The 25,204-nt window shown below is 68.3% G+C and carries 18 protein-coding genes and 1 pseudogene; 2 read left to right on the forward strand and 17 right to left on the reverse strand.

All coding sequences use genetic code 11. The features are described 5' to 3' along the window. Position 1: 1 nt before the first annotated feature. The 6 genes from ACILR9_RS22905 to ACILR9_RS22930 all read right to left on the reverse strand — a co-directional run bounded on the left by ACILR9_RS22905 (position 2) and on the right by ACILR9_RS22930 (position 8,163). The gene (locus tag ACILR9_RS22905; RefSeq protein ID WP_395712277.1) at positions 2-3,418 is read right to left on the reverse strand and encodes a carboxyl transferase domain-containing protein; all 3,417 of its coding nucleotides are present in this window, start codon (positions 3,416-3,418) and stop codon (positions 2-4) included. A 126-nt stretch (positions 3,419-3,544) separates the two neighbouring features. Further along, complete coding sequence (locus ACILR9_RS22910; protein WP_395712278.1) at positions 3,545-4,591, reverse strand: amidohydrolase family protein; 1,047 nt, start codon at positions 4,589-4,591, stop codon at positions 3,545-3,547. Between the two features lie 53 nt (positions 4,592-4,644). After that, complete coding sequence (locus ACILR9_RS22915; protein WP_395712279.1) at positions 4,645-6,267, reverse strand: thiamine pyrophosphate-dependent enzyme; 1,623 nt, start codon at positions 6,265-6,267, stop codon at positions 4,645-4,647. Between the two features lie 54 nt (positions 6,268-6,321). Continuing rightward, entirely contained in the window at positions 6,322-6,600 is a 279-nt protein-coding gene (locus ACILR9_RS22920; protein WP_395712280.1) for a hypothetical protein, read from the reverse strand. A 66-nt stretch (positions 6,601-6,666) separates the two neighbouring features. Continuing rightward, positions 6,667-7,656 carry a hypothetical protein gene (locus ACILR9_RS22925; protein ID WP_395712281.1) on the reverse strand — a complete coding sequence of 330 codons (990 nt, stop codon included), beginning with the start codon at positions 7,654-7,656 and terminating at the stop codon, positions 6,667-6,669. 15 nt (positions 7,657-7,671) lie between these two features. Further along, positions 7,672-8,163 carry a hypothetical protein gene (locus ACILR9_RS22930; protein ID WP_395712282.1) on the reverse strand — a complete coding sequence of 164 codons (492 nt, stop codon included), beginning with the start codon at positions 8,161-8,163 and terminating at the stop codon, positions 7,672-7,674. A gap of 72 nt (positions 8,164-8,235) precedes the next feature. Here ACILR9_RS22930 and ACILR9_RS22935 point away from each other — a divergent pair, with 72 nt between their 5' ends. Together ACILR9_RS22935 and ACILR9_RS22940 are read left to right on the forward strand one after the other, a co-directional pair. Then, the gene (locus tag ACILR9_RS22935; protein ID WP_395712283.1) at positions 8,236-9,219 is read left to right on the forward strand and encodes a LysR substrate-binding domain-containing protein; all 984 of its coding nucleotides are present in this window, start codon (positions 8,236-8,238) and stop codon (positions 9,217-9,219) included. Between the two features lie 130 nt (positions 9,220-9,349). Continuing rightward, complete coding sequence (locus ACILR9_RS22940; RefSeq protein WP_395712284.1) at positions 9,350-10,579, forward strand: MFS transporter; 1,230 nt, start codon at positions 9,350-9,352, stop codon at positions 10,577-10,579. Between the two features lie 101 nt (positions 10,580-10,680). On the opposite strand, the gene ACILR9_RS22945 is transcribed toward ACILR9_RS22940, so the two are convergent. The 11 genes and pseudogenes from ACILR9_RS22945 to ACILR9_RS22995 form a co-directional block, all read right to left on the reverse strand. After that, positions 10,681-11,751 carry a DUF4424 family protein gene (locus tag ACILR9_RS22945; protein WP_395712285.1) on the reverse strand — a complete coding sequence of 357 codons (1,071 nt, stop codon included), beginning with the start codon at positions 11,749-11,751 and terminating at the stop codon, positions 10,681-10,683. Beyond that, positions 11,748-12,902, reverse strand: a complete 1,155-nt coding sequence (locus tag ACILR9_RS22950; protein ID WP_395712286.1) for a M20 family metallopeptidase — start codon at positions 12,900-12,902, stop codon at positions 11,748-11,750. Before ACILR9_RS22950 ends, ACILR9_RS22945 begins: the two co-directional genes overlap by 4 nt. 127 nt (positions 12,903-13,029) lie before the next feature. Continuing rightward, the gene (locus tag ACILR9_RS22955; protein ID WP_395712287.1) at positions 13,030-15,105 is read right to left on the reverse strand and encodes a hydantoinase/oxoprolinase family protein; all 2,076 of its coding nucleotides are present in this window, start codon (positions 15,103-15,105) and stop codon (positions 13,030-13,032) included. Continuing rightward, positions 15,102-16,895: a hydantoinase B/oxoprolinase family protein gene (locus ACILR9_RS22960; protein WP_395712288.1), complete on the reverse strand. Its 1,794-nt coding sequence runs from the start codon at positions 16,893-16,895 to the stop codon at positions 15,102-15,104. The genes ACILR9_RS22955 and ACILR9_RS22960 overlap by 4 nt, the downstream gene beginning before the upstream one ends. Then, positions 16,892-17,890, reverse strand: a complete 999-nt coding sequence (locus tag ACILR9_RS22965) for an oligopeptide/dipeptide ABC transporter ATP-binding protein (protein WP_395712289.1) — start codon at positions 17,888-17,890, stop codon at positions 16,892-16,894. The genes ACILR9_RS22960 and ACILR9_RS22965 overlap by 4 nt, the downstream gene beginning before the upstream one ends. A gap of 196 nt (positions 17,891-18,086) precedes the next feature. Then, positions 18,087-19,073: an ABC transporter ATP-binding protein gene (locus ACILR9_RS22970; RefSeq protein WP_395712290.1), complete on the reverse strand. Its 987-nt coding sequence runs from the start codon at positions 19,071-19,073 to the stop codon at positions 18,087-18,089. Continuing rightward, entirely contained in the window at positions 19,070-19,912 is an 843-nt protein-coding gene (locus tag ACILR9_RS22975) for an ABC transporter permease (protein ID WP_395712291.1), read from the reverse strand. The genes ACILR9_RS22970 and ACILR9_RS22975 overlap by 4 nt, the downstream gene beginning before the upstream one ends. Beyond that, a complete protein-coding gene (locus ACILR9_RS22980) occupies positions 19,909-20,919 on the reverse strand; it encodes an ABC transporter permease (protein WP_395712292.1) in 1,011 nt (336 codons plus the stop codon). The genes ACILR9_RS22975 and ACILR9_RS22980 overlap by 4 nt, the downstream gene beginning before the upstream one ends. A gap of 197 nt (positions 20,920-21,116) precedes the next feature. Beyond that, the gene (locus ACILR9_RS22985; protein ID WP_395712293.1) at positions 21,117-22,703 is read right to left on the reverse strand and encodes an ABC transporter substrate-binding protein; all 1,587 of its coding nucleotides are present in this window, start codon (positions 22,701-22,703) and stop codon (positions 21,117-21,119) included. An 89-nt stretch (positions 22,704-22,792) separates the two neighbouring features. Next, positions 22,793-23,662: a TauD/TfdA dioxygenase family protein gene (locus ACILR9_RS22990; RefSeq protein ID WP_395712294.1), complete on the reverse strand. Its 870-nt coding sequence runs from the start codon at positions 23,660-23,662 to the stop codon at positions 22,793-22,795. A 195-nt stretch (positions 23,663-23,857) separates the two neighbouring features. Then, a pseudogene (locus tag ACILR9_RS22995) lies at positions 23,858-24,535 on the reverse strand (NADH oxidase); the annotation flags it as partial. Positions 24,536-25,204: the final 669 nt, after the last annotated feature.

Genomic DNA, 25,204 nt, shown 5'->3' on the forward strand with positions numbered 1-25,204 from the left:
CCTACGGCCTGAACTGCAGCGCCCGCGGCCCGAGCTGCGAGGGCTGCGACACGATGCGGTACGCGTCGCCAACCCATTCGCAGACCAGCCGGCGGGTGTCGCGCGGGTCGATCATCTCCTCCATCTCGAAGCGGTTGAGCGGGCCGATGGGCCCGCGCGCGCTCTCGATGCGGGCGTTGATCTCGGCGCGCAGGGCGGCCGGATCGGCGGCCTCGGCGAGCTGGCGCTTGTAGGCCGCCTCGATACCGCCTTCGGGCGGGATGCCGCCGACGTCGGCGGCCGGCCACACCACGCGCGCCGACACCGCAGCGCGCGGCGTGGCGTAGTTGTTGCCGGCGACGCCGAAGCTGCGGCGCATCAGCACGGTGAAGATCGGCACCGTCACCTGGGCGAAGGCCACCATCCATTCGCCGCCCTTGCGGATGGTGCCGGCGACCTCGTGCTCGATGCCGACGGCGAAGCCCGGATTGTCGACCAGGTTGAGCACCGGCAGATGGAACAGGTCGCACAGGTCGAGATGGCGCTTGAGCTTGTCGCAGCCGTCGGCGGTCAGCGCGCCGCCGTTGATGTGCCGGGAGTCCGAGGCGATGACGCCCATCGGATGACCGGCGAAACGCACCAGGCCCGTCACCTGGTCGGTGCCCCACAATGGCCCGATCTCGAAGAACGAGTCCTTGTCGGCCATCAGCCGGATGGCGCGCCGCACGTCGAAGGTCGCGGTGCGCTTGCGCGGCACCAAGGTCAGCAGCTCCTCCTCGCGGCGGTCGGCCGGATCGGCCGAGGGGGCAACCGGCGGCACCTCGTAGACGCTGGGCGGCAGGTAGGACAGGAAGCGCCGCGTCTGGGCCATCGCCTCCTCCTCGGACTCGGCCAGGTTGTCGACCGAGCCGTTGCGGCAATGGATCTGCCAGCCGCCGAGATCCTCCTTGGTGACGTCGTAGCCCATGGCGTGGCTGACCACCGGCGGGCCGGCGACGAAGAGCTGCGAGATGTCGCGCACCATCACCGAGAAATGGCCGAGCACCGCCTTGGCAGCACCAATGCCGACGACGCTGCCCAGCAGCATGTTGACCACCGGCACCTTGCTCAGCTGATCGACATAGAGGGTGCTGCCGAGATGGCCGGGCAGGAACGAGCCCCCGGTGCCGGTGACGCGCGGCCGGCCGGCCTTGATCGCGCCGGTGCTCTCCTTGACCGACGCCGCGCCGTCGCTTGCCTGCTTGGGCACCATGGTGGCGACGCTGCCGCCGCCCGACGAGCCGTCGAGCAGGCGGATCGACGGCGCGCGCAGCTCGGTCGACAGCCGGTCGAAATGGCGCGACTTCTGGCCCACCGCGCCATCGGCGTGACCGCCGCGCGAGGTGAAGTCGTCGGCGCAGACGACGCAGGCGCGGCCGTCGATGCGGCCGGTGCCGCCGACATGGCTGGCCGGCGTGAACTCGGCGATGTTGCCGTCCTCGTCGTAGCTCGCGAAGCCGGCAAGACTGCCGATCTCGCGGAAGCTGCCCTTGTCGAGCAGCGCATCGATGCGCTCGCGGCAGGTGAGCTTGTGGCGGTTGCGCTGGCGCACCACGCCGGGATCCTTCGAGCCCGGCGCCAGCCGTGCATGGGCGATCGCCTGCAGGGCGCTCACCTGGGCGAGCACCGGCGACCAGCTGTCCGCTGCCGACGCCGCGACGACGATGTCGGTGGCGCCGGCCGCCGGACGCAGGACGGCGAGCACCTGGCCGCCGTCGACCGCATTGCCGACCGCGATCGGGGCCAGGCTCGTCACCGTGCCGGCGCACGGCGCCGTGACCGAGCTCTCCATCTTCATCGCCGTGACCACGAACAGGGTGTCGCCGGCCGCGACCCTCTGGTCCTCGCCGACATTGATGGCGACGACCGAGCCGGCGTGCGGGCACTCGATGCCGCGATGGCCGGCCGGCACTGGCAGCGTCGGCTTGGGTGGCGGCAGCATGCCCGGGGGACGGCCGCGCCCCAGGGCGGCGGCCTGCTGGTCGAGGAAGTGCAGGGCGCCGGCCTGCTTCGGCTTGGCCGCGCCGAGCTCGGGTGCTTCGCTCAGGAGGGTGGTGCGCGCGTCGCCGGCGCGGAACGCGGCATGGCCCAGGATGGCGTCGAGCTGCGCGAGATTGGTCGGCACGCCGGCGATGTGGAATTCGCCGAGCGCGCGGCGCGTGCGATCGACCGCCGACTGGAACGAGCCCGACGAATTCGACTGGCAGATCAGCTTGGCGAGCAGCGGATCGAACTGCGGCGGCGGGGCGAGGCCGACGTAACCGCAGGCATCGACGCGCACGCCGGGGCCCGACGGCTCGCGATAGGCGCTGAGCGTGCCGGTGCCCTGGGCGACGACGCGGGCCTGGATGGCGAAGCCGCGCGGCGCGCCGACGGCCTTCTGGTCGGCGAGGCCGAGGGCGCCCAGCGAGGCGCCGGCGGCGATGCGGAACTGCGCCTCGACCAGATCGATCCCCGTCACCTGCTCCGTGATCGTGTGCTCGACCTGGATGCGCGGATTGCACTCGATGAAGTAGTGCTCGCCCGATTCAGGATTGACCAGGAACTCGACGGTGCCGGCATTCTCGTAGCGCGCGGCGCGGGCGAGCTTCAGGGCATCGTCGAGGATGCGCTGGCGCAGGCCGTCGTCGAGGTTGGCGGCCGGTGCCACCTCGACGACCTTCTGGTTGCGCAGCTGCACCGAGCAGTCGCGCTCATGCAGGTGCACGACATTGCCCTTTCCATCGCCCAGCACCTGGACCTCGATGTGGCGCGGCCGCGGCACGATCTTCTCCAGGAACACCGCGCCGTCGCCGAACGCGGCTTGCGCCTCGCCCTGGCAGCGCGCGAAGGCCTCGTCCATGTCCTCAGGCCCCGCCACGGCGCGCATGCCGCGCCCGCCGCCGCCGGCCGAAGCCTTCAGCATCACCGGATAGCCGACCGACTGGGCGAGCGCCTTGGCCTCGGCGCTCGAGGCGAGGGCGGCCGGCGCGCCGGGCACCACCGGGATGCCCTGCGACTGCGCGAAGGCGCGCGCCTCGACCTTGTCGCCGAACAGCGCCAGGGTCGCCGGCGCCGGCCCGATGAAGCGCAAGCCTTCGACGCGGCAGCGTTCGGCGAAGTTGGCGTTCTCGGAGAGGAAGCCGTAGCCCGGATGCACGCAATCGCTGCCGCTTTCCTTGGCGGCCGTGATGATCGCCTCGACATCGAGATAGGCGCGCACCGGATCGGCGGCGAGCGCCGCGCCGTTGCCGATCTCGCGCGCGCCAATCTCCCGCGCACTCGTCGCGAGCTTGGCATGCAGCGACAGCGCATCGGCCGGCGCATGGACCGCCACCGACTCGACACCGAGCGCCGATGCCGCCCGCGCAATTCGAATCGCGATCTCGCCGCGATTGGCGATCAGGACACGCTTGAACATCGATTTCCTCACCTGTCTCTATCTTGTCATCCTGAGCGCAGCGAAGGATCTCATCGCCGTTTCGTACAGCTGCTCTTGCAATTTCGGTCGATGAGATCCTTCGCTGCGCTCAGGATGACAGAACCATCACGCCAGCTTGTAGACCCGCTTCGCCGTGCCGCTGAACAGCGCCGTCTTCTCGTCCGCCGAGGCGCCGGCGGCCATCAGCTTGAAGGCGTTCCACAGCACGGCATAGCCGGTCGAGACCTTGTCGACCGGGAAATTGCTTTCGAACATGCAGCGGCTGGCGCCGAAGGCCTCGATGCAGGTCGCGATCCACGGCTTCCAGGCGTCGGCGATCTCACGCGATGTCGGCGGCACGGGGCGGTGCATGTGGTCGAACGGACCGATATCCATGCCCAGCCCGCCCAGCTTGACCACCACGTTGGGGCAGCGCGCCAGCTCGATCATGTCGGCCTTCCAGGCGGCGAACACGGCGTCGGTCTTGCCGGCATAGGGGCCGATGCCCAGCGGCCCGCCGCAGTGATTGAGGATCATCGTGGTCTGCGGCACGGCGCGGGCCAGCGCAATCACCTCCGCGAGCTGCGGATGGTATTGCCAGGCCTCGTAGGTGAGGCCGAGGGCGCCGAGCTGGGCCACGCCCTCGCGATAGTCCGCCTGGGCATAGAGTCCCTGCGGCGGATTGGTGTGGCTGTTGCGGACGTCGGGGCTCGCGTCCCAGCCGCCGGCATGGCGGATGCCGCGGAAGCGGCCGTTGCCGGCGGCGATGTGCGCCTCGAGCACGGCGCGGGCGCGTGCACCCAAGGTCATGTCGACATACGAGACGATGCCCGCACAGGCGCGGGTCGGGCCGTAGATGCCACTCTCGCTCATCGCCGCCACGCCGTTGGCGAACTCGGTCTCGCCGATGGGGCGCATCTCGGCCGGTCCGCCGCCGCGGTACATCGAGCGGCAGTCGATATAGACCGTATGGGTGATGGTGTGGCCGGTGCCGGTGTCGGCCAGCAGCTCGTCGAGCAGGTAGCGCTGGTTGAGGTGATCCCACAGATGATGGTGCGGATCGACGATCGGAAGATCCGGATCGAGGATCGGCTCCTTCGCCTGCTTGGCGAGCCACGCCTCGTCCGGCACGAAGGCGCGGCGCTGCCGTTCGACTGTCTGCCCTTTGGCCATCGTTTCCCCTCCGCTTGTCCCCGAAATCTACAAGGCAAGCAGGGGGCGGCGCATCAGTGCCGCTTCGGCTGATGGAATTCGTAGGGCGGATAATCCTTGGCGATGTCGGAGACGACCTCGATCACGGCCGGGGCGTTGCTTGCGATCGCCTCGCGCAGCGCCCCGCGCAGGCCGTCGGCCGTCTCGACCTGCCACGCGGCGACGCCGAACGACTTGGCATAGGCCTGGAAGTCGGGGTTGGTGAGAACGGCGCCCGAGTGGCGGCCTTCGTAGAGCCGCTGCTGGTCGCGCAGCACGTTGCCGTAGGAGGCGTTGTTCACCACCACGGTCACCAGGTTGATGCCGAACTGCACTGCGGTCGCGAGGTCGGAGCCGCCGAACAGGAAGCCGCCGTCACCGGTGACCGACACGACCGGACGATCGGGATTGGCCACCTTGACGCCGAGCGCCGTCGGGAAGCCGTAGCCCAGGGTGCCGGAGAAACCCGAGGAGATCAGGCGGCGCGGCTGGTGAACGGGATAGCCGTACCAGATGATGTAGCCGACCTGCGTCACCTCATCGACGACGATGCCATCGTCGGGCAGCACGTCGCGGATCGCCTCGACCATCGAATATTGCGGCTGCGCCTTCTGGATCGCCGCCAGCGCCGCCGCCTTGGCCTTCGCCACCTCGGCGCGCCACGCCGCGGTATCGCTCTTCTTCGCAACGGCGGCGGCGAGGGCGCGCGCACCTTGGGCGGCGTCCGCCACGATCGGCACGTTGACCGCGAGCCGGCGATGCTCGGCCGGATCGATGTCGATGCGCGCCGTCTTGAGGCCGGCGGGCGCCGCGCCCCAGCGTGCCATCGGCACGTCGAGACGCGTGCCGATGCCGATCAGCAGATCGACCTTGTCCCACAGCTCGAAGCCGCCGACCGTGTTCAGCGACAGCGCATGGCGCGAATCGACCACGCCCTTGCCGGTGCGGAAGGAGACCACCGGCGCGCCGATCTTCTCGGCCAGCGCCAGCACCTCGGCGCCGGCCTCGGCCGCGCCGCCGCCGACCCAGATCATCGGCGCCTTGGCGACATCGACCAGCCTGGCGAGGGCCGCGATCTTGTCGGGATCGGGGGTGGGAGCCGCGTGCTTGCCCAGCGGATCGATCGGCGTGACGTCGGCGGTTGCCGGGAACATGTCCCACGGCATCTCGACCGCGACCGGGCCGGGGCGGCCCGACACCATCGCCTGGTAGGCGCGCGCCATGACCTGCGGCGCGTCGGTCGGATGCTCGATGCGCTCGGCGAACTTCAGCAGCGTCTTCAGCGTGGCCAGCTGGTCGGGCATCTCGTGCAGCTGCCCGCGGCCGCGCCCGATCATGGCGCTCGGCACCTGGCCCGTGATGCACATGATCGGCGCGTTGACGCCCCATGCCGTGGTCAATGCGCCCATCGTATTCATGACGCCGGGGCCCGGCACCACCGAGAAAGCCGACGGCTTGCCGGTCGACTGCGCATAGCCCAGCGCCATGTAGGCCGTCGTCTGCTCGTGCCGCGCATTGACCACGCGCAGCCGGTTGGCGTTGCGCGCGAAGGCATCGAACAGCCCGTACATCTGCACGCCGGGCAAGCCGAAGACCGTATCGATTCCGTGACGCAACAGTGAATCGACGATGGCGTCGCCGCCGGTCATGCGTGGCATGGGATCTCCCGTTTCGAGATGGTGATGTCGATCTTGGCTCGGCTCGCAGGCGAATCAATCGATCCCGACCATCCGCGCGATGCGCTGGATGCCCTGCCACATCGGATCGAGAGCTGCGACTGTCCGGAACATGTCCTTGCAGTCGGCGAGGATGGCCTTGAGCTTCACACCGTTGGGCTCGTCCTTCTCCGCTTCCCGCCGTGCCTCCTCGAGCAGCGCCCGCAGCTCACGCAGCTCCTCGCGGTAGTCGCCGTCGATCGCCTTGAGCGATTCGGTCAAAGCCGCCGCCAGGCTCCGCTGAGGGCTGCCGGGTGGTTGGGTGCCAGTTGTCATGAAAAGCTCTGCCTCTGTGTCACGATCTGCTTGCCATTCGGAATTGCACAGTAGCGCAGTCCTCGGTCAGAACTCGACCGGATAGGGCGGCAATTCGCCGCTTTCGTAGCGTTGCGGCAGTCCGGGCGTCACGTTCTCCCAGACGTAGAGCATGGAGCGCTTGGTCGAGTAGCCCTGATGGCGGATGTCGGCCGGCATGGCGGCGACGTCACCCGCCTTCATGGTCACGCGGGCGCGCGGCGCGCCTGTGTTCTTGTCGGCGACGTCCCACACGATCTCGTCGGACAGCTGGATGAACCACTCGACGCGATCGTTGCCGTGGAACACCGGCAGGATGTACTCCTCGGTGGTCGGGCAGGCGAGCGAAGCCTTGCACACCGCCGTCACCGACGGATTCCAGGTGACGTCGGAGCGGCTGAGATACTTGAACAGGCTGAAGGCGTGCAACTGGCCCTCGAAGCCCGGCTCGGCATGGATCTCCGGCTCGTCCTGCGCCACATCCGCGAAGGCGCGATTGACCGGCATGTCGTCGCGCAGGGGCGAGTCGCCGGGCAGGCCGGGCATGCGGGTGGTGCCGATGCGCGTGCGTTCGATCGCGCCGATGTTGTCGCCGTTCTTGTGGCCGAAGGCGCTGCCGGTCTCGACCGGAGCGGCGAACGGGTCGAAGCCTTCGTTGACCCAATCGCGCAGGATCGCCTTGAAGGTCGCCATGATGTGCTCGGAGTCGAACTGCTCGAGGTAGTCGACGCCGGCTTCCTTCAAGGTGCCGTTGAAGGTACCGGCATAGAAATCGACCTTGCCGTAGCGATTGCGCGTGCCGATGACGTGGTCGAAATTGACCCAGCCATAGAAGAAGTTCCACGCCACGTCTCGCATGCAGGCGCGCAGGAAGGCATCCGCCGGCATCTGGTGCGAGCGTCGTGCACCCTTGGCCGGCCAATGCACGGTGACGAAGTACTCGTCGCGCGACAGCTCGAACCTGCCGAGCTTGAAGCTGCGATAGCCGTTGCGGTTGCTCGGCTCGGAGGTGACGACCTGGGTGAGCGTGTCGGGCATTTGCGAATTTTTCCGTCAGGCGTAACAGATCTCGCGCCACTTCTGGACACTGAGATCGCCCAGCACGGTCTGCTGCAGCAGCACGCCGAGCCGCGTCGCGGTGAAGCGATAGGCATTGCCGGCGCCGAGCAGCACCTGGTGGCCACGCCGGAGCTTGACGTAGCCCATTGGTGCGCCCTCGGGTAGCTCGCCAGCCAGCACCGCGCCATTCTTGCCGGCATCCGGCGGAGACGTGAGCTTGATGAGGTCGACCGTGATCTCGCCGTCCATGCACAGCGCGAACTCGTCGTGGCCGCAGGCGAACCAGGGCGACGCGCCCTCGGCCCGCATCACTTCCTGAACGTATTCGAGGTTCTTGCCGACCACGACGCGTTCGTAGGGCTTCGACCTGGCGGCGACCTCGAAGATGTTCGAGAACACGTAGTGCCGCGCCTCGCCGGATACCAGCTCGATGGTTCCCTTGGTGTAGTCGGTAATCGAGCCGAACACGGTATGGACCTGGCTCATGGCTGTCCCCTCCCTGTTTCGCGAAGGGTGGAATAGTCTCGCGCGCAAGACAAGGGATACCCGGAGTCTTCCATGCCGCTTCGTCTTCCGCCTCTGCCCGCCCTGCGCCTGTTCGAGGCGGCGGGCCGGCTGCGCAGCTTCAAGCTGGCCGCGGCGGAGCTCAATATAACGCCGAGTGCGGTGAGCCACGGCATTGTCGGCCTCGAGCAGGCGCTCGGCGTCAGCCTGTTCGAGCGCAAGCCGCGCGGCCTGTCCTTGACGCGCCTCGGTGCCGACTACCTGACCTATGTCAGCGAGGCGTTGTCCCTGATCGCCGTCGGCACGCAGCGCCTGCCCGATCGCTCCGCGCCGCGCTCGATCGCCGTCAGCTGTGCCCCGACGCTTGCCCAGCGCTGGCTGCTGCCGCGCCTCGCGGGTTTTCGCGAGCGCTGGCCGAAGACCTCCATCGTGGTCGATACCTCGCGCCGCCATGTCGGCTTCCCGGTCGACGGTTTCGACTTCGCCGTCCGCATGAGCCGGGCGCCGGTGGGTGGGCTTGCCTGGGTAAAGCTGATCCACGGTGCCCTGATGCCGGTCTGCAGTCCCGACTATCGCGCCGGCCTCATGGACCGCCAGGGCAAGGTCGATCTCCGGCGCGCGACGCTGATCCATGTCACGACGGTGAGCGAAGGCTGGCGGTCGTGGCTGAAGGCGGAAGGCCATGCCGAAATCGACGTAGACGGCGGCCTGCGTGTCGACACGTTCGAGCTCGCCTTCGAGGCGGCGACCCTGGGGCTTGGCGTCGTGCTGGCCATGCGCCCGCTGGTCGATCGCGATCTCGAGGCCGGCCGCCTGGTCGCGCTGGGTGGCGGGACGCGGCCGTCGCCAACGGCCTACTGGCTGGTGAGCGCACCCGGAACCGAGCGGCGGGCCGACCTGCGCGGCTTCAAGCGATGGCTGGTCGGAGAGGCGCAGGCCACGGGACGAGGTTCCTTCCTCCTCCCCAGCTCTGCTGGGGAGGTGTCGCGTCATATGCGACGGAGGGGTCATGAGCCTCATGACCCCTCCGCCCCGTAAGACGGGGCACCTCCCCAGCGAGCTGGGGAGGAGGAAGAACAGGTGAGCGTTGCTCACCCGTCGTTGCGTTCTTCTCCTTTGTCGGCGTCGTTGCGCCTTCGCATTGTCCGCTTCCCTTGGAGTTGGACAGATGCAGCGTACGGGTCGCGGGGTGTTGATCGTGGTCGTGGCGGCGGCCTTGATGCTGAGCGTTGCCATGGGCACGCGGCAGACGTTCGGATTGTTCCTCGCTCCGCTGGCCCAGGAGCGCGGCCTTGCGATCACGACCATCGCGCTGGCGATCGCGCTGCATAATCTGGTGTGGGGCCTCACCCAGCCGCTCGCCGGCGCGGCGGCCGACCGTTTCGGCTCGATCCCCGTCGTCATCGTCGGTGCGGTCGCTTACGCGGCAGGGTTGGCGCTGACGGCGATCACCGACTCGGGCGTGCTGCTCGTGCTCGGCCTGGGACCGCTGGTCGGAATCGGCATGAGCTGCACGACCTTCGGCGTCGTGCTGACGGCGGTGGGCCGCGCCGCGACCGCCGAGAACCGCAGCCTGGCGATGGGACTGTCGGGTGCCGGCGGTTCGCTGGGGCAAGTCCTGCTGGTGCCGCTCTCCCTGATCGGGCTGGAGGATTGGGGGATCGCACCATCGCTCGTCGGGCTCGCAGTGCTGTTGCTGGTGGTGGCTCCCGTTGCGCTGCTGCTCGAGCGGCGGCAGCAACCGACTACTCTGCACGCCGACAGCCCTGCGGGGGCGCCGCGCCTCGGCGAGGCGCTGACCGAGGCCATGCAGCATCCGGGCTACCGGCTGCTGACCCTGGGATTCTTCACCTGCGGCTTCCAGCTCGCCTTCATCGGGACGTATCTGCCCGACTATCTCACGCTGTGCCACATGCCGCTGGGGCTCAGCGCGACGGCGCTGTCGCTGATCGGCTTGTTCAATATCGCGGGAAGCTGGACCTGCGGTTGGCTGGGCGGCCGCTTCCGCCAGCAACAGGTATTGGGCTGGCTTTACCTCGTGCGCGGCGTCACCATTGCGGTCTTCTTCCTGCTGCCCAAGAGCACGGTATCGGTGGTGATCTTCGCCGCCGTGATGGGCCTCACCTGGCTGGGCACGGTGCCGCTCACCAGCGGCTGGCTGGCCAAGGTCTTCGGAACGTCCCATCTCGGCACGCTGTTCGGCGTGTGCTTCTTCAGTCACCAGATCGGTTCGTTCCTCGGCGCCTGGCTGGGTGGCGTCGTGTTCGAGCTGACAGGCTCCTACGCGATCGTCTGGATCCTGACCGCCGCTGCCGGCGTGATGGCCGCGCTGCTCAACTTCCCGATCAAGGATGTCGTGCCACGGCCAGTGGCGAGGCTTGCGCCGATATCACGCTGACAAGAGCTTCATTGCCGGGGGCGCGCCACTCCAGTGGCGCGATCTTCGTCCCTCGTACAGATGACGCGCCACTGGAGTGGCACGCCCCCAGCAACAAGAGCTCACTCGGTGACGAACAGAATCCGCAAATCGTGCTTGGGCACGTAGTCCTGCTCACTCGCCTCGAACTTCAGAGGGCCCGTCCGGCGGAGGGCGAGGTCGGAACAGAAAACGACCACCTCCGTCTTCGCGTTGGTGTCGCCTGCCAGCCCGGCTGGCCCGCCTTCGACGGTGAGATGAAATGTGCCGATGGGGCCGCGCCAGTTGCGGGCGGTCAGCAGGATGTAGCCCAGCGTATAACCCTGCAGGTAGGAATCCTGGACACCGCTCTTCTGGCGCCGCTCGGCGGTGACACGCTGCGACATCGCGCGAAGTGCCTGATCGGTGGTGCCGGAGATGCAGAAGTCGCGCTGCGGGTCACCGTCGCCCGAGCCGGTGATCTTGCCGTTGGCCTCCGGGACGATGAAGCGAAAACCCAGGATTGGCCGGTAGCTGTGCTCGATCACCGTCACGCCCGGCGCGAAGGTCTGCATCCAGTGGAAGGTGACACGGGCTGTCCAGGGCAGGCGATAACCCTTGCCGTCGAGCGGCTCGACGGCGCCCAGCGTTTCGAGCGCGGCCCGCGTGGCGGGCTCGAGCTCGGGATCGTCAGGCGGAAAGAACAGGCCGGTGCGAAGGACCAGCTTCATGCTGCCGATCTTCATCAGTTCGGCCGTGATGTTGCGTCCGCCCGGCAGCTCGGCGCGCACGTCGGTTTCGGGCATCACGTCGTGCCCATCCACGCGCAAGCGGAAGTGCAGGAAGTTGGGATCGGTCGGCTGATCCATGACGATGTTGTGGCCACCGGTGCTGGTGACCCGTCCGCCCGGCGTCTGGCTCGGCAGCTCGGGCAGCGGAAAGGCGACGCGCAGGGTCACCGGCTGGCCGGTGTCGTTGCGCATCTCGTAGCGCACGCGCACCTCGGCAGGCGAGAGGTGCAGGTCCTCGCGCTGCATGGTGATGGCGTCGGTCTTCACCAGCACGATGCCGCCGGCCGCCAGCTCCGATGCCGAATCGTTGGAGAAGGCGGCGGCGCCGCTGCATAGCATCGCCAGGCCGGCGAGCCAGGCAACCCAGCTCGCGTCGCCTGTCAACGCAGCGTCTCCAGCATGCGCACCAGCAGCTGGGCGCGCGGCACCAGCGAGGCGAAGCTGATTTGCTCGTCGAGCGCGTGGGCGCCGCGGCCGTCGGCGCCCAGCCCGTCGAGAGTCGGGATGCCGAGCGCCGCCGGGAAATTGCCGTCGCTGACGCCGCCGGTCAGCGGCGTATCCTCGAGCACGAAGCCGATCTCGGCAGCGCAACTCTTGGCATGCTCGAACAGGGCGGTGATGCCTTCGTTCTTGGCGTAGGCCGGCCGGTTGATGCCGCCGGTGACCTCGATGCGGCAATCCGGGTCGAAGGCGGGACGGTTCAGGACGCGTTGAACCACCGCATCGGCGTCGATGCCGGGCGGCACGCGCAGGTCGATGGTCGCCGTCGCCAGCGCCGGCACGACATTGGGCGCGCTGCCGCCCTGCGCCATGCCGACGACGACCGAGATGCCGACCGCCGGATCGGAGATCGCCTCGAGATCGAGGATCTGGCGGGCGAGTTCGCGCAGTGCGCTGCGGCCGTCCTGCGGCCGCGAGCCGGCGTGCGAGGCGCGTCCGGTAATGGTCATGTCGAAGCGGCCCCAGCCCTTGCGCGCCGTCACGCACTTGCCGCCGTCGCGCGCCGGCTCCATCACCAGCACGTACTTGGATTTGCGCGCTGCGGCCTCGATGGCGGCGCGGCTGGTCGGGCTGCCGACCTCTTCCTCTGGCACGTAGAGAACGCGGACGGGCAGGGTGGTGCGGCGACCCTCGCGCACGAAATGCTGCAGCGCATAGCAGGCGAGATAGGAGCCTGCCTTCATGTCGTAGATGCCCGGCCCGTAGACCGTGTCGCCCTCGCGCCGGAAGACGTGGGTGGTTGCCAGCGCGCCGATCGGATGCACCGTGTCGAGATGGCCCATGATCAGGATGCCGGGCTCGTTCTCGTCGCCCCACGGCGCGCGCGCCTCGAGGATGTCGCCGAAGCCATCGCGTCCCGGCGTGCGCTGCGTATGGGCGCCGATGCGGGTCAGGTCGCTCTGCACGGCATCGACCAGCTTGTTGACCGCGACGCCGTCATGGCTCGGCGTCTCGATCTCGACCCAGCGGCGGATGCCGGCGAGGATCTCCTCGCCGTCGAAGGTCGGAATGTTGGAGCGGGCTGAGTCGGTCACGGGCGGTCACCTTGGATGAAGTCGATCAGGAATTGCTGGGGGCGCGCCACTCCAGTGGCGCGTCTTTTTGTGGAAGACCGCGCCACTGGAGTGGCGCGCACCCAGCATGGTGTCGTTGTCCAAATGCCTAATCCTCCCGCACGATCAGGCTGCCGGTCGGATGCACCTCGGCGGTTTGGCGCGGCAGCAGCAGCGTGGTGGCGTCGAGCTGGGTGATGATCGCGGGACCGGCGATGCGGGCGCCGGCGCCGAGGCGCGCGCGTGCGTAGACCGGCGCCTCGACGATGCCGCTTTCCAGGTTGATCGACTGGCGCGCGACGATCGCCTCGCGCGGGTCGCCGCCAGGCGCCAGCTCGCTCAGCTGCGGCTGCGGCAGCGCGCCGCTCGCCGAGACGCGCAAGGTCACGATCTCGACCGGCGTGTCCTCCTGGGCGAAGGTGTAGAGCGTGCGATGCAGCTCGTGGAAGCGGCGCAGCACCTCGGCTACCGCCGCCTCGCTGACCTCGGTCCCCGGCCAGTCGACCGTCAGCTCGAAGCCCTGATGCTCGTAGCGCAGGCTGGCGCTCCACACCGTCTTGCGGGCTGCCGGCGGCACGCTCTCGGTCTCGAACCAGCGCTCCGCTTCGGCCTGCAGGCCGGTGAAGGTCGCCGCCATCTGGGCCACGTCGAAATGGCCGTGCTGCTGCAGGCAGGTGCGGGCGAAATCGGCCTTGAGATCGGACACCAGCAGCCCCAGCGCCGACAGCACGCCGGGCGACGGCGCGATCAGCTGGGTGCGGATGTCGAGCAGGCGCGCCAGCGCGCCGCCATGCAGCGGTCCGGCGCCGCCGAACGGCACCAGCACGAAGTCGCGCGGATCGCGCCCGCGTTCGACCGAGACGACGCGGATCGCGCCGACCATGTGGCTGTCGGCAATCGCCAGGATGCCGCGCGCGGCGGCCATCAGATCGAGGCCTAGCGGCTCGGCCACCTTGGTGGCCACCGCCCGCTCGGCCGCCTCTATGTCGAGCCGGAATGTGCCGTCGAGCAGCCATGGCGGCAGATGCCTGAGCACGAGATGGGCGTCGGTCACGGTGGGCTCGCTGCCGCCGCGGCCGTAGCAGCACGGGCCGGGATTGGCACCGGCGCTCTGCGGGCCGACCGTCAGCGCGCCCGAGCGGCCGACGCGGGCGATCGAGCCGCCGCCGGCGCCGATGGTGACGATGTCGACCATGGGCAGCGGCAGCGGCCATTCGCCGACGCGGCCGTTGACGGTGACGCTGGGCTTGCCGTCCTTGATCAGGCTGATGTCGGCCGAGGTGCCGCCGATGTCGACGCCGATCAGGTCGCCGTAGCCGGCAGCGGCGCCGACGAAGGCCATGCCGACCGCGCCGGCGGCGGGACCGGACAGCGCCGTTTCGACTGGCGCACGGCGCACCGTCGAGGTGCCGGCGACGCCACCGCTCGATTTCATCAGCAGCAGGGGCGCTGCGACCTCGGCCTCGCGCAGGCGGTCTTCGAGCCGGCCGACATAGGCCGAGATCACCGGCATGACGTAGACGTTGAGGATCGTCGCCATGCTGCGCTCGTACTCGCGGAACACCGCCAGCACCTCGCTCGAGATCGAGACCAAAGCGTCGGGATGTTCTTCGCGGATCAGCGCGGCGGTGCGCTGCTCGTGCGCGGCGTTGGCGTAGCTGTGCAGGAAGCAGACGGCGATCGCCTGCACGCCCGCTGCGCGCAGGGTGCGGGCGGCGGCGCGCACCGCCGCCTCGTCGAGCGGCTCGATCTCGCTGCCGTCAGGTCCCAGCCGTCCGGCCACCTCGAAGATGCGGTCGGGCGTCACCGGCCGGCGCGGCTTCACCCAGGCGAACATGTTGGCGCGCCGCGGGATGTCCTGGCGGCCGATCTCCAGCACATGGCGAAAGCCCAGGGTGGTGATCAGGCCGGCGGCCGCGCCCTTGCCCTCCAGGATCATGTTGGTGGCGACGGTGGTGCCATGCAGCACCCGGCCGACGTCGCCGGGCTGCGCGGCGGCGGCGGCAAGGCCATCGCGCACGCCGTTGATGAAGCCCAGCGACGGATCGGCGGGCGTGGTCGAGGTCTTGGCCGTCCATAGCCGGCCGGTCTTGATGTCGAGCACCGTGACGTCGGTGAAAGTGCCGCCGGTGTCGATGCCGAGAATCGTATGCGGGCGGGCAGAGCCGAGATCGCCTGCGTTCATGTCAGCACGTCCGCATACTGGCGGCGATGGAACAGCCGCGCCTCGGGCCTCTGCCGGCGCGTCTTTTCGGTCGCCGCTGCATCGACGGCTCGGCCGTCGGCGGTCAGCACGACGCCATACTCGCACTCTGCCGCCTCACGCGACACGAAGCCGCCCAGCACGTCGTCGAGCACGCGGTCGGGCTCGCGGTCGAAGGGGTGGCCCCAGCCGCCGCCGCCGCCCGTCTCCAGCCGAATGACGTCGCCGCGCTTGACGATCGTGCCGTCGCTGATCGGCGGGATGAGGCGCTCGTCGGCGCGCCCCGGATTGATGACGATGCGTCCCGGCCCGCCGCTCTTGCCGCCGGCAACGCCCCACGGCGGGTTCTCGACGCCGTCGATGCGCACCGAGACGATCGCCTCGGGCGCCAGCACCTCGACCTCGCGCACGATGCCGCATCCGCCGCGCCATCGGCCCGGTCCGCCGGTGTCGCAATGGATCGCATAGCGGCGCAGGCGCACCGGGTACACCGAATCGAGGAACTCGGCGGGATAGTTCTCCTGCGCCACGAGATAGACCGCGTCGATGCCGTCGGCGGTCGGCCGCGCGCCGTAGCCGACGCCGATGCCGTCTGACATCAGGAACAGCGAGCCGTCCTCCTTCTGGCCGCGCAGGTACCAGATCACATAGGCAGCATGCGCGGCCGGCGCCTGTCCGCCGGTGGCGACGTTGATCAGGCCGAGGCAGGCCGCGACGTTGCGCATCAGGGTGACGCCGCGCAGGCCGAGCGGGGCAGGGAACTTGGGCTGCAGGATAGAGCCCGGCCGCGTGATCACCTCGTCGATCACCCGCACCGCGCCGTCGTTCAGCAGATTGTCGGGATCGCCGCCCAGCAGGTAGAGGCCGAACACGGTGCTCGGTACCTGTGGCGCCATCAGGAAATTGACCGGGCCCGGCGTCTGGTCATCGCTGTCGCTGCAGTCGAGGCCGATGTGGTTGTCGCCGACGGTGAGCTTGTAGCGCAGGCGGATCGGGCCGTTGCCCTGGCCGTCCGAGTCGATCATGTCGGTGAAGCGGTACTCGCCGGGCTTGGCCAGCGCGCGCAGCCGCTCGCGCATGGTGCGCTCGCTGCGCTCGATCAGCTGGCGGAAGGCGTCGGTCATGCACGCCTTGCCGAAGCGCTCGAACAGCTCGAGCAGGCGCTTCTCGCCCAGGCGCACCGCGGCGACGGCGGCGCGCGTGTCGCCCTGGATCATCGCCGGAAAGCGCGAGTTGCGATAGAAGATGCGCAGCGCCTCCTCGTTGAAGATGCCGTCGCGCGCCAGCCGGATCGGCGGCACCATGATGCCTTCCTGGAAGATGTCGACGCAGTCGGGCGACAGCGAGCCCGGCCGAAGGCCGCCGACGTCGTTGAAATGCGCCCATGAATGGGCGAACGCCACCAGCTCGCCCTCGGCGAAGATCGGCGCAACGAAGACCTGGTCGGGCGTATGCGAGACGGCGCCCTTGCTGAGATAGCAGTCGTTGTACCAGTAGAGGTCGCCCGGCTGCATGTCCTTCAGCGGATAGTACTCGGCGATCGGCGCCAGGATGTCGCCGAACGCCGGCAGGTTGCTGCCCACCACCAGCTTGCCGCGGCCGTCGAACAGGGCAGCGAAGAAATCCTTCTTCTCGCGGATGAAGGGCGACATCGCGGTGCGCTCGATCAGCGCCTCCATCTCGCTCTGCGCCGCCCGCAGCGCGCCGCGCACGATCTCGAGGGTTACGGGATCGCAGACCGTGGGGAGGGCTTGGGGACTGGTGTCGTTCATGACCTGCTCGGGACTGTGTAGGCTGGAAGATCGCGCCATCGCAGGCAGCTGACCAGATGCGAGGCCGCGATCATTTCAGATTCTGGCTTGCGATGGGAACATTGCTCGCCCGCGTGGTTGCAGCGCGGATGGAAGGCGCAGCCGGCCGGCACGGCGCCCGGCTTGGGCGGCTCGCCGAGCACCGGCACGTCGCTCACCAGGGCGCTGTCGAGGCGCGGGGAGGCGGCCAGCAGAGCGCGCGTGTAGGGATGGCGCGGGGCGTTGAAGGCCTGCTCGGTATCGGCCAGCTCGACGATGCGCCCAAGATACATGATGGCGATGCGGTCGCACAGCGCGCGCACCACGGCGAGATCGTGGCTGATGAACAGGTAGGTGAGGCCGAGCCGGCCGCGCAGGTCGCGCAGCAGGCGCAGCACCGTGGCCTGCACTGAAAGGTCGAGGCCGGCGGTCGGCTCGTCGAGCAGGACCAGGCGCGGCTGCAGCACCAGGATGCGGGCAATGCCGACGCGGCGCAGCTGGCCGCCCGACAGCTCGTGGGGATAGCGGCCGGCCATTGCCGGGTCGAGCCCGACCTCGGTGAGGGCGCGGCGCACCCGCTCGCGCCGGTCGGTCGCGGACCTGTTGCCGAGGATGGTCAGGCCTTCCTCGAGCGTGCGGCCGATCGACCACCACGGATCGAGCGCGGCGCCAGGATCTTGGTGGACGTACTGGATGTCCTTGCGCGCCTGCCGCGCGACGGAGGGCGCCAGGCCGCCCACGGTGCGGCCGTCGAGCAGGATCTCGCCGGCATGCTCGCGTTGCACGCCCAGGATGGTGCGGGCGAGCGTGGACTTGCCGCAGCCCGATTCGCCCACCAGCCCGACGATCTCCCCCGGCCGAATCGCGAGGTCGACGCCGTCGACCGCCCGGACGCCGCGCAGCCCGCGGCCCAGGATGTCGGTGCGCTGGCCCAGGACGGTGACCAGGTTGCGGACTTCGAGGAGCGCGTCGTTCACGTTTGGGGCTCCGGCGAGGCGAGCGCGTGTGCTGAGCGATGGCGTACTTCTCTTGTCATCCTGAGCGCAGCGAAGGGTCTCATCGCCAGAAGTTTCAAGGTGCTCCCACTGTAATCGCCGATGAGGTCCTTCGCTAACGGCGCGGTAAACCGCGCCTTACTCAGGACGACAAAGGGGTTGGCTGCGAACCCATTCCTCACGCCGCCGCCTCCGGCAGGGCGAGCTCGTGGCGCGGGCAGGCGACCGTGTGGCCCGTGGATTGCGCCTGCAGGGCCGGCCGCGCCGCGGCGCAGTCGGCGACGGCGAGCGGGCAGCGCGGATGGAAGCGGCAGCCCGGCGGCGGCGCGAAGGCGCTGGGCACGCTGCCCGGAATGCCGCCGAGGTCGGTCGCCCGATCGGGATGGCAGGCCAGCAGCAGGCGGGCGTAGGGATGGGCCGCGCCGTCGATCAGGCCGCGCGTCGGCGCCGCCTCGACGGTCTGGCCGGCATAGATCACGTTCACCTCGTCGCACAGCTGGGCGACGACGCCGAAATCGTGGGTGACGAACAGCATGGAGAGGTCGAGCTCGGCCACCAGGTCGCGCAGCAGCTTCAGCACCTGCTGCTGCGTCGTGACGTCGAGCGCCGTGGTCGGCTCGTCGGCGATCAGCAGGCGCGGCTGGCAGGACAGCGCGGCGGCGATCAGCAGGCGCTGGCGCTGGCCGCCGGAGAATTCGTGCGGATAGCGTTCGAGGGCGCCTTCCGGATCAGGCACCTGCACCGCGCCCAGAAGCTTCACCAGGCGCTGGCGATGCTGGCCCTTCCACTGCGGCGGGGCGTGCCAGCGCATGGTCTCCAGCATCTGGGCGCCGACGCGGAACACCGGATTGAGGGCGAGGAACGGGTCCTGCGGGATGAAGCCGATCGCCGAGCCGCGCACCTCGCGGGCCAGGATCGCGGGATCGAGGCGGGCGAGGTCGCGCCCTTCGAACACGATCTCGCCGCGCTCGATACGCGAACGCGGCGGCAAGACGCCGAGGATGGCCTTGATCAGGGTCGACTTGCCGCAACCTGATTCGCCGACGACGCCGACGATGCGGCCCTTGGGAATGGCGAGATCGACGCGGTCGAGGATGCTCGCCGTGCCCTCGTCGCCGCGAATCGAGACGGCGAGGTTGGCGACGCGAAGCAGCGGTTCGCTCATCGCGACCGCCGCAGCCTGGGATCGACCAGGTCGCGCAGCCCGTCGCCCAGCAGGTTGAAGCCGAGCACGGCGATCAGGATGGCGAGCCCCGGAAAGGTCGCGAACCACCAGGTCTCGGGCAGGAATTTCCGGCTCTCGGCGATCGCCAGGCCCCAGTCGGGATCGGGCGGCGTCGCGCCGACGCCGAGGAAGCCCAGCACGGCCGCGGTCAGGATGGTGAAGCCCATGCCGATGGTGGCGCGCACGATGATCGGCGAGGCGGCATTGGGCAGCACGTGCAGGAACAGGATGCGCGTCGTCGAGGCGCCGACGCCCTGTAACGCCTCGACGAACAGCGAGGACTTGAGGCGCCGCGTCTCGGCATAGACGGTGCGGGTGAAGAACGGCCAGTAGGTGAGGGACAGCGCCACCATCGCCGTCACCAGGCCGGGCTTCATCAGCTGCGCCAGCGCCAGCGCCAGGATGAGCTGCGGCACCGCCAGCACGATGTCGGTCACGCGCATGATCGCCTCGGTGCGCCAGCCGCCGAGATGGCCGGCCAGCAGGCCGAGCGGCACGCCGATCAGCATGGCCGAGCCGACCACGGTGATGGCGATGATGAAGGCGCTGCGTGTGCCCAGGATGACGCGGCTGAAGATGTCGCGGCCGAGATTGTCGGTGCCGAACCAGTGCTCGGCCGACGGTGGCTTGAAGCGCAGCAGCAGGTTGGACGAGAAGGCGGCGTCGGGGTGCGGCGCGAGCTGGTTGGCGAACACCGCCACGAACAGGCCGAACAGCACGATGGCCAAGCCCAGCACCGCCGGCGTGTCGCGCAGGAATTTCCAGAGGATCAGTTTCATAGTTGCTCGGCGACCCGCGGGTCGAGCAGGCCGTGCACCAGGTCGACCACGATGTTGACCACGGCGTAGATCACGCCGACCACGAGCGTGACCGCCAGCACCGCCTTGTAGTCGCTGTTCAGGATCGCCTGCACGGCGTAGCTGCCCAGCCCCGGCCAGTCGAAGATGGCCTCGACGGCGACGGCGCTGGAGATCAGGGCGCCGAACAGCAGGCCGATCTGGGTCACCGCGGCGATCACCGAGTTGCGCAGGACATAGACCCAGATGATGCGATGGCGCGGATAGCCGATCGCCGTCTCGTACTGGACGAAGTCGCGCTGCATCGTGTCGAGCACGCCGGCGCGGGCGAAGCGGGCGATGGTGGCGAGGGCCGGTATGGCGAGCGTGATCGCCGGCATGGCGATGTGGCGCAGGCTGCTGGTGAACTGGGTCCAGTTCCCGGCGAGCAGCGAATCGACCAGGAAAAAGCCGGTCACCGTCGGCGGGGCGCCGATATTGACGCCGATGCGGCCGCGCAGCGGCAGCCATTCGAGCTCCATCGAGAACAGGAGCTGCAGCATGATGGCGAACCAGAACGAGGCGACCGCGAGGCCGCCTACCGTGGCGACGCGCACGACATGGTCGAGCAGGCCATTGTGGCGCACCGCCGCCAGCGTGCCCAGGGGAATGCCGATCACGGCGGCGATCAGCAGGGCGATGAAGACCAGCTCGATGGTCGCCGGCAGGGTGCGCAGCACGTCGCCGGAGACCGGCCGGTTGGAGAAGGCGGAGTTGCCCAGGTCGCCCGACAGGACCTGGCCGACATAGATGGCGAACTGCTCGTAGAGCGGCTTGTCGAAGCCGTACTTGGCGCGGATCTCCTCGATCTGCTGCTTGGTGGAATTTTCGCCGGCCAAGGTCGCCGCCGGATCGGCCGGCACGACGCGCACCAGCACGAAGGTCAGCACCATCAGCCCGACGAGCGACGGGATCACCAGGAGCAGACGGCGGATCAGGAAACGGAGCACGTGGTTACCTTCTATTCGCCTCCCCAGCTTCGCTGGGGAGGTGCCCCGTGATACGGGGCGGAGGGGTCATGAGCCCCAGTCCCGTTGCTCATGACCCCTCCGTCCGCATCGGCTTTTGGCCGCAGAGCGGCCAAACGCCTTTAGACGCGGACACCTCCCCAGCGGAGCTGGGGAGGAAAGGTTGAGGATGTCGCCGCTCACTCCGCCAGCGACATCCAGCGCAGGTCGCCGCCGCCGCCGACCGGGCTGAACTGGTAGCCTTGCACGCGCTTGGACAGGCCGCGCAGCTGGATGGTGTTGTAGACCCAGATGTCGGGCGAATCCTCGACGACGATCGAGGTGGCTTCCTGATAGAGCTTCTGGCGCTCGGGCTGGGCGCTGATCGAGCGCGCCTTGCGCAGCAGCTCGTCGACCTTGGGATTGGTGTAGTAGGCCGATGCCTTCCAGGTGCCGAGGAACTGGCTGTCGTACATCTGGCCGATCCAGTTCTCGGGATCGACGAAGTAGGTGCTGACCCAGTGGATCCACAGATCAGGCGAGGTCTCGGGCTTGGTCGTTGCCGAGGTGATCTGAGGCCACGTGCTGGGCACGATCTTCATCTTGATGCCGAGCTTCTGCAGGTCGGCCTGGAACATCTGGGCGGACTGCGAGGTCTGCTCGAGCTCGCTCTGGATGTGGATCTCGACCTCGCGATCGAGCTTGGCGCCCTCGGCCTTGGCCTTGTCGCAAAACGCCTTGGCCGCCGCCATGTCGTACTTGTAGCCCTTGAGATCGGGCGGATTGCCCCACAGGTTGCGCGGGTTGGGGCCCGGGTTGCGATCGACGAAGCCCTTCAGGATGACGTTGTTGAAGCCTTCGTAGTTGAACGCCGAAGCGAAGCATTTGCGCGCATTGACATTGTCGAACGGCGGCTTCTTGTTGTTCATGCGGATGATGAACACGCGCATCGATTCATCGCGCGCCACGCGCGTGCGGGCGTTCTTCTCGACGCGCTCGACCTGGTCGGTCGGCAAATAGGAGTCGGTGGCGTCGATCTCGCCGCGCATCAGCGCCAGCACGCGGGTCGAGGTCTCGGCGACGGGCCGCGAGCGCACGACGTCGATCGGCTTGGGATTGTGCGCCCAGCCCTTGAAGTGATCCTTGTTGCGCAGGAGGTCGAGCGCCTCGCGCGGCCGGTAGGTCGCCGGATCGAGCTTGTAGACGCCGCTGCCGGCGCCGTTGGCGGAAAGCCAGGCGCTGCCGAAGTCGTTGTCCTTGACGTTGGCCTCGACCTGCTGCTGGCTGACGATGGCGACCAGCGGAATTGCCGCCAGGAACGGCGCGTAGGGCTTGTCGAGCACGAAGCGGACGGTTTCGGCATCTGGCGCCGTCACCCCTTCGGGCTTCAGCACCGGCAGGAAGGCGCCGGCCGGGCCGCGCTTCATGGCGAGCAGGCGGCGGAAGCTGTAGACCACGTCGTTTGCGGTGAGCGGGCTGCCGTCCTGGAATTTCACCCCCGGCGTCAGCTTGAAGTTCCAGGTGAGGCCGTCCTCGCTGACGGTATGGCTCGCCGCCAGCCACGGCTCCAGCTTCGGCGGATTGCCGATGTAGCGGTAAAGCGTGTCGTACATGTTGAGCAGGATGAACTGCATCGGCACGTCGAAGATGGCGTGCGGATCGAGCCCGGCGGGGAGGGTATCTCCCCATACCAGCACCTGCTTGTCCTGCTGCGCGGCAACCGGCAGCGGCGCCGCGAGGCCGAGCGACAATGCGCCGGCCAAGGCCAAAAAGCTCGAGCGTTTCATGCGGATAGACCCCCTGAAGACGGTGTTGGCGAAAGACGCGACACGTTCCTCTTCCCGTGACGGGATATGATCGCCCTGCGCCTTTGCGGTCAATGGCTGGCCAGTGCTGCTGCAAGAATCCCGCCAGCCGACATTGGCACTTCGCCGCGCACCGAGGTGCGCCAGACCAGGCGGCGCTGGCGTTCGCGATCGTACTCGGTGGCGGTATGGATGAGGGTGCGATTGTCCCACAGCACCAGATCGCCGGGGCGCCAGTGATGCGCCTGAACGAATTCCGGCCTGATCATGTGGGCGAGAAGCTCCTCCTGCACCGCTTTTGCCTCCGCCTCATCGGGCAGCTCGAGGCGGACGTTCGACCAGTCGCAGAGATAAAGGCCTTCGCGGTCGGCGCGCGGATGGCGGCGCACGACCGGGTGGCGCACGTCAGGCGTCCGCTCGATCTGCGCCGGCGTCATCGGCGGCAGCCAGGGGCGCGAAGCGTGCAGGAGCTGGTAGCTGTGCCGGGCCGACAGCTGCCGCAGCGCGGCACGACGCGCTCTCGGCAGGGCGGCCAGGGCCTTCGCCGTGTCGGCGAACAGCGTCTCGGCGCCGTGCGTTGGCACCTCGATTCCGTAGAGCAGGGTGATCGCGGTCGGATTGGCGAAATAGTTGAGGTCGGTGTGCCAGCCGAAGCCCTCGCGCGGATTGCCGATCGGCCGGCCGTCCTCGACGATGTTGGAAATGACATAGATCTCGGGATGGCCGGGCATCCAGTAGCGATCGAGCACGTGCAGGTCGATCGGCCCGAAGCGCCGGGCGAAGGCGATGAAGCTGTCGGGCGTGAGCTGCTGGCCGCGGATCACCAGCATCTGATGGTTCAGCAGGGCGTCGTCGATCGCCGCGAAGCCCGCCGCGTCGAGCGCGGCGGCATCGACATCAGTAACGACGGCACCGACCACGTCGTTGGCGGCGAGGCGCATGGAAGTCACCCTGTTGTTCTAGACGCTTCTCTCAATCTCCTCCCCAGCGAAGCTACAGCGAAGCTGGGGAGGTGTCCGCGTAATCGCGGACGGAGGGGTCATGAGCAACGGGACTGGGGCCTCTGACCCCTCCGTCGCGTATGACGCGACACCTCCCCAGCTTTGCTGGGGAGGAGATTGAAAAGAGCATGAGTCTCATTTCTTCTGCGGATTGATCAGGAATTTCTCGCCGGTGGCGCGCTTGGTGTAGGCGGCGATGTTCGCGATGTCGAGCACCTCGGGCAGGGAGATGACCTTGGTGTAGTGGCTGGCAAAGGTGGTCTTGAGATTGTTGACCACGCGCTCGCGCAGCGGCGTCTGGCCGGCGCGGCCGATCTTCTGCAGGAACGGCGTCAGCAGCCAGCCGCCGACGCCCCAGGCGGTGCCGTAGTTGCGCGCCAGCTCGGTCGGGCCGAGGTCGAGGTTGCCGTAGAGATAGACCTGCTTGTGCACGCTCGAGCCGTAGCGATTGTAGGTCGTCGACGTCTTGTTGATGGCGATTTCCATGCAGGTCAGGATCTGGCTGGCCAGCTTGCCGCCGCCGATCGCATCGAAGGCGATGGTGGCGCCGGTGTCGACCAGCGCCTGCGTGAGATCGTCGGGGAAGGACGGCGCGCTCGAATCGACGACATGGCGGGCGCCGATGCCGCGCAGCAGGCTCGCCTGTTGGGCGTTGCGCACGATATTGACCAAGCCGATGCCGTCGGCGAGGCAGATCTTGTTCAGCATCTGGCCGAGATTCGAGGCGGCTGCAGTGTGCACCAGCGCCTTGTGGCCCTCGAGCTTCATCGTCTCGGTCATGCCGAGCGCGGTCAGCGGGTTGACGAACCACGACTCACAGGCATAAAATACCCATTCTTATTGACTTTTCTCGGACGTGTGCACACCCAGCCATCATATGGCCATTTTATCCACAGTCCTTACTATAATCCCCAGCAGAATCGCCATCTTTTCAGAGGCCCTGCCAGCCCATGCCACCAGCATGTGAAGCAATGAAGTGCCTGAGAGTGCATCAGCCGTTTGCCAGCCAGATAATCGTCGGATGTGAATCGGCGTGAAATATACCCGGCCGCCCTGCTGGGACAGCGGCTGGCATTTCACGCCTCGCTCAAGCTGCACGAGCTTACCCAGCCGAACGACCCTTCGCCAAGGGGCGCCGGGCTCGGTTCCGGCCTGGGCTGCTCGCCCAGCCGCGGGCCTTCACCTGTCCGGTGCCTGCGATGGGGGATGCTGGGCTCGTGGAGCTTCAGTCGTTGATCTAGCCCCCTGACCATCAGGCACAGCCCCTCGAAAGCACGAACGCCTGACATAAGCCTATACGTCTCCCCGGACTGCGCTCGGCCAAACCACCTTGGCCGGCCCACCAGCTGCGGTCGATATCGACCTCGCTCTTCAGATAAGCAGCTTCAGCGCCCTTGCCAGATCTGCCGTTGCGACGCGGCATCGTAGCAATTCTTGATCGGGCACAGAACGAAAGTGCGCGCGGTCATTTCTCACGGGTAC

The sequence above is a fragment of the Reyranella sp. genome (assembly GCF_044224635.1).
Taxonomy (GTDB): domain Bacteria; phylum Pseudomonadota; class Alphaproteobacteria; order Reyranellales; family Reyranellaceae; genus Reyranella.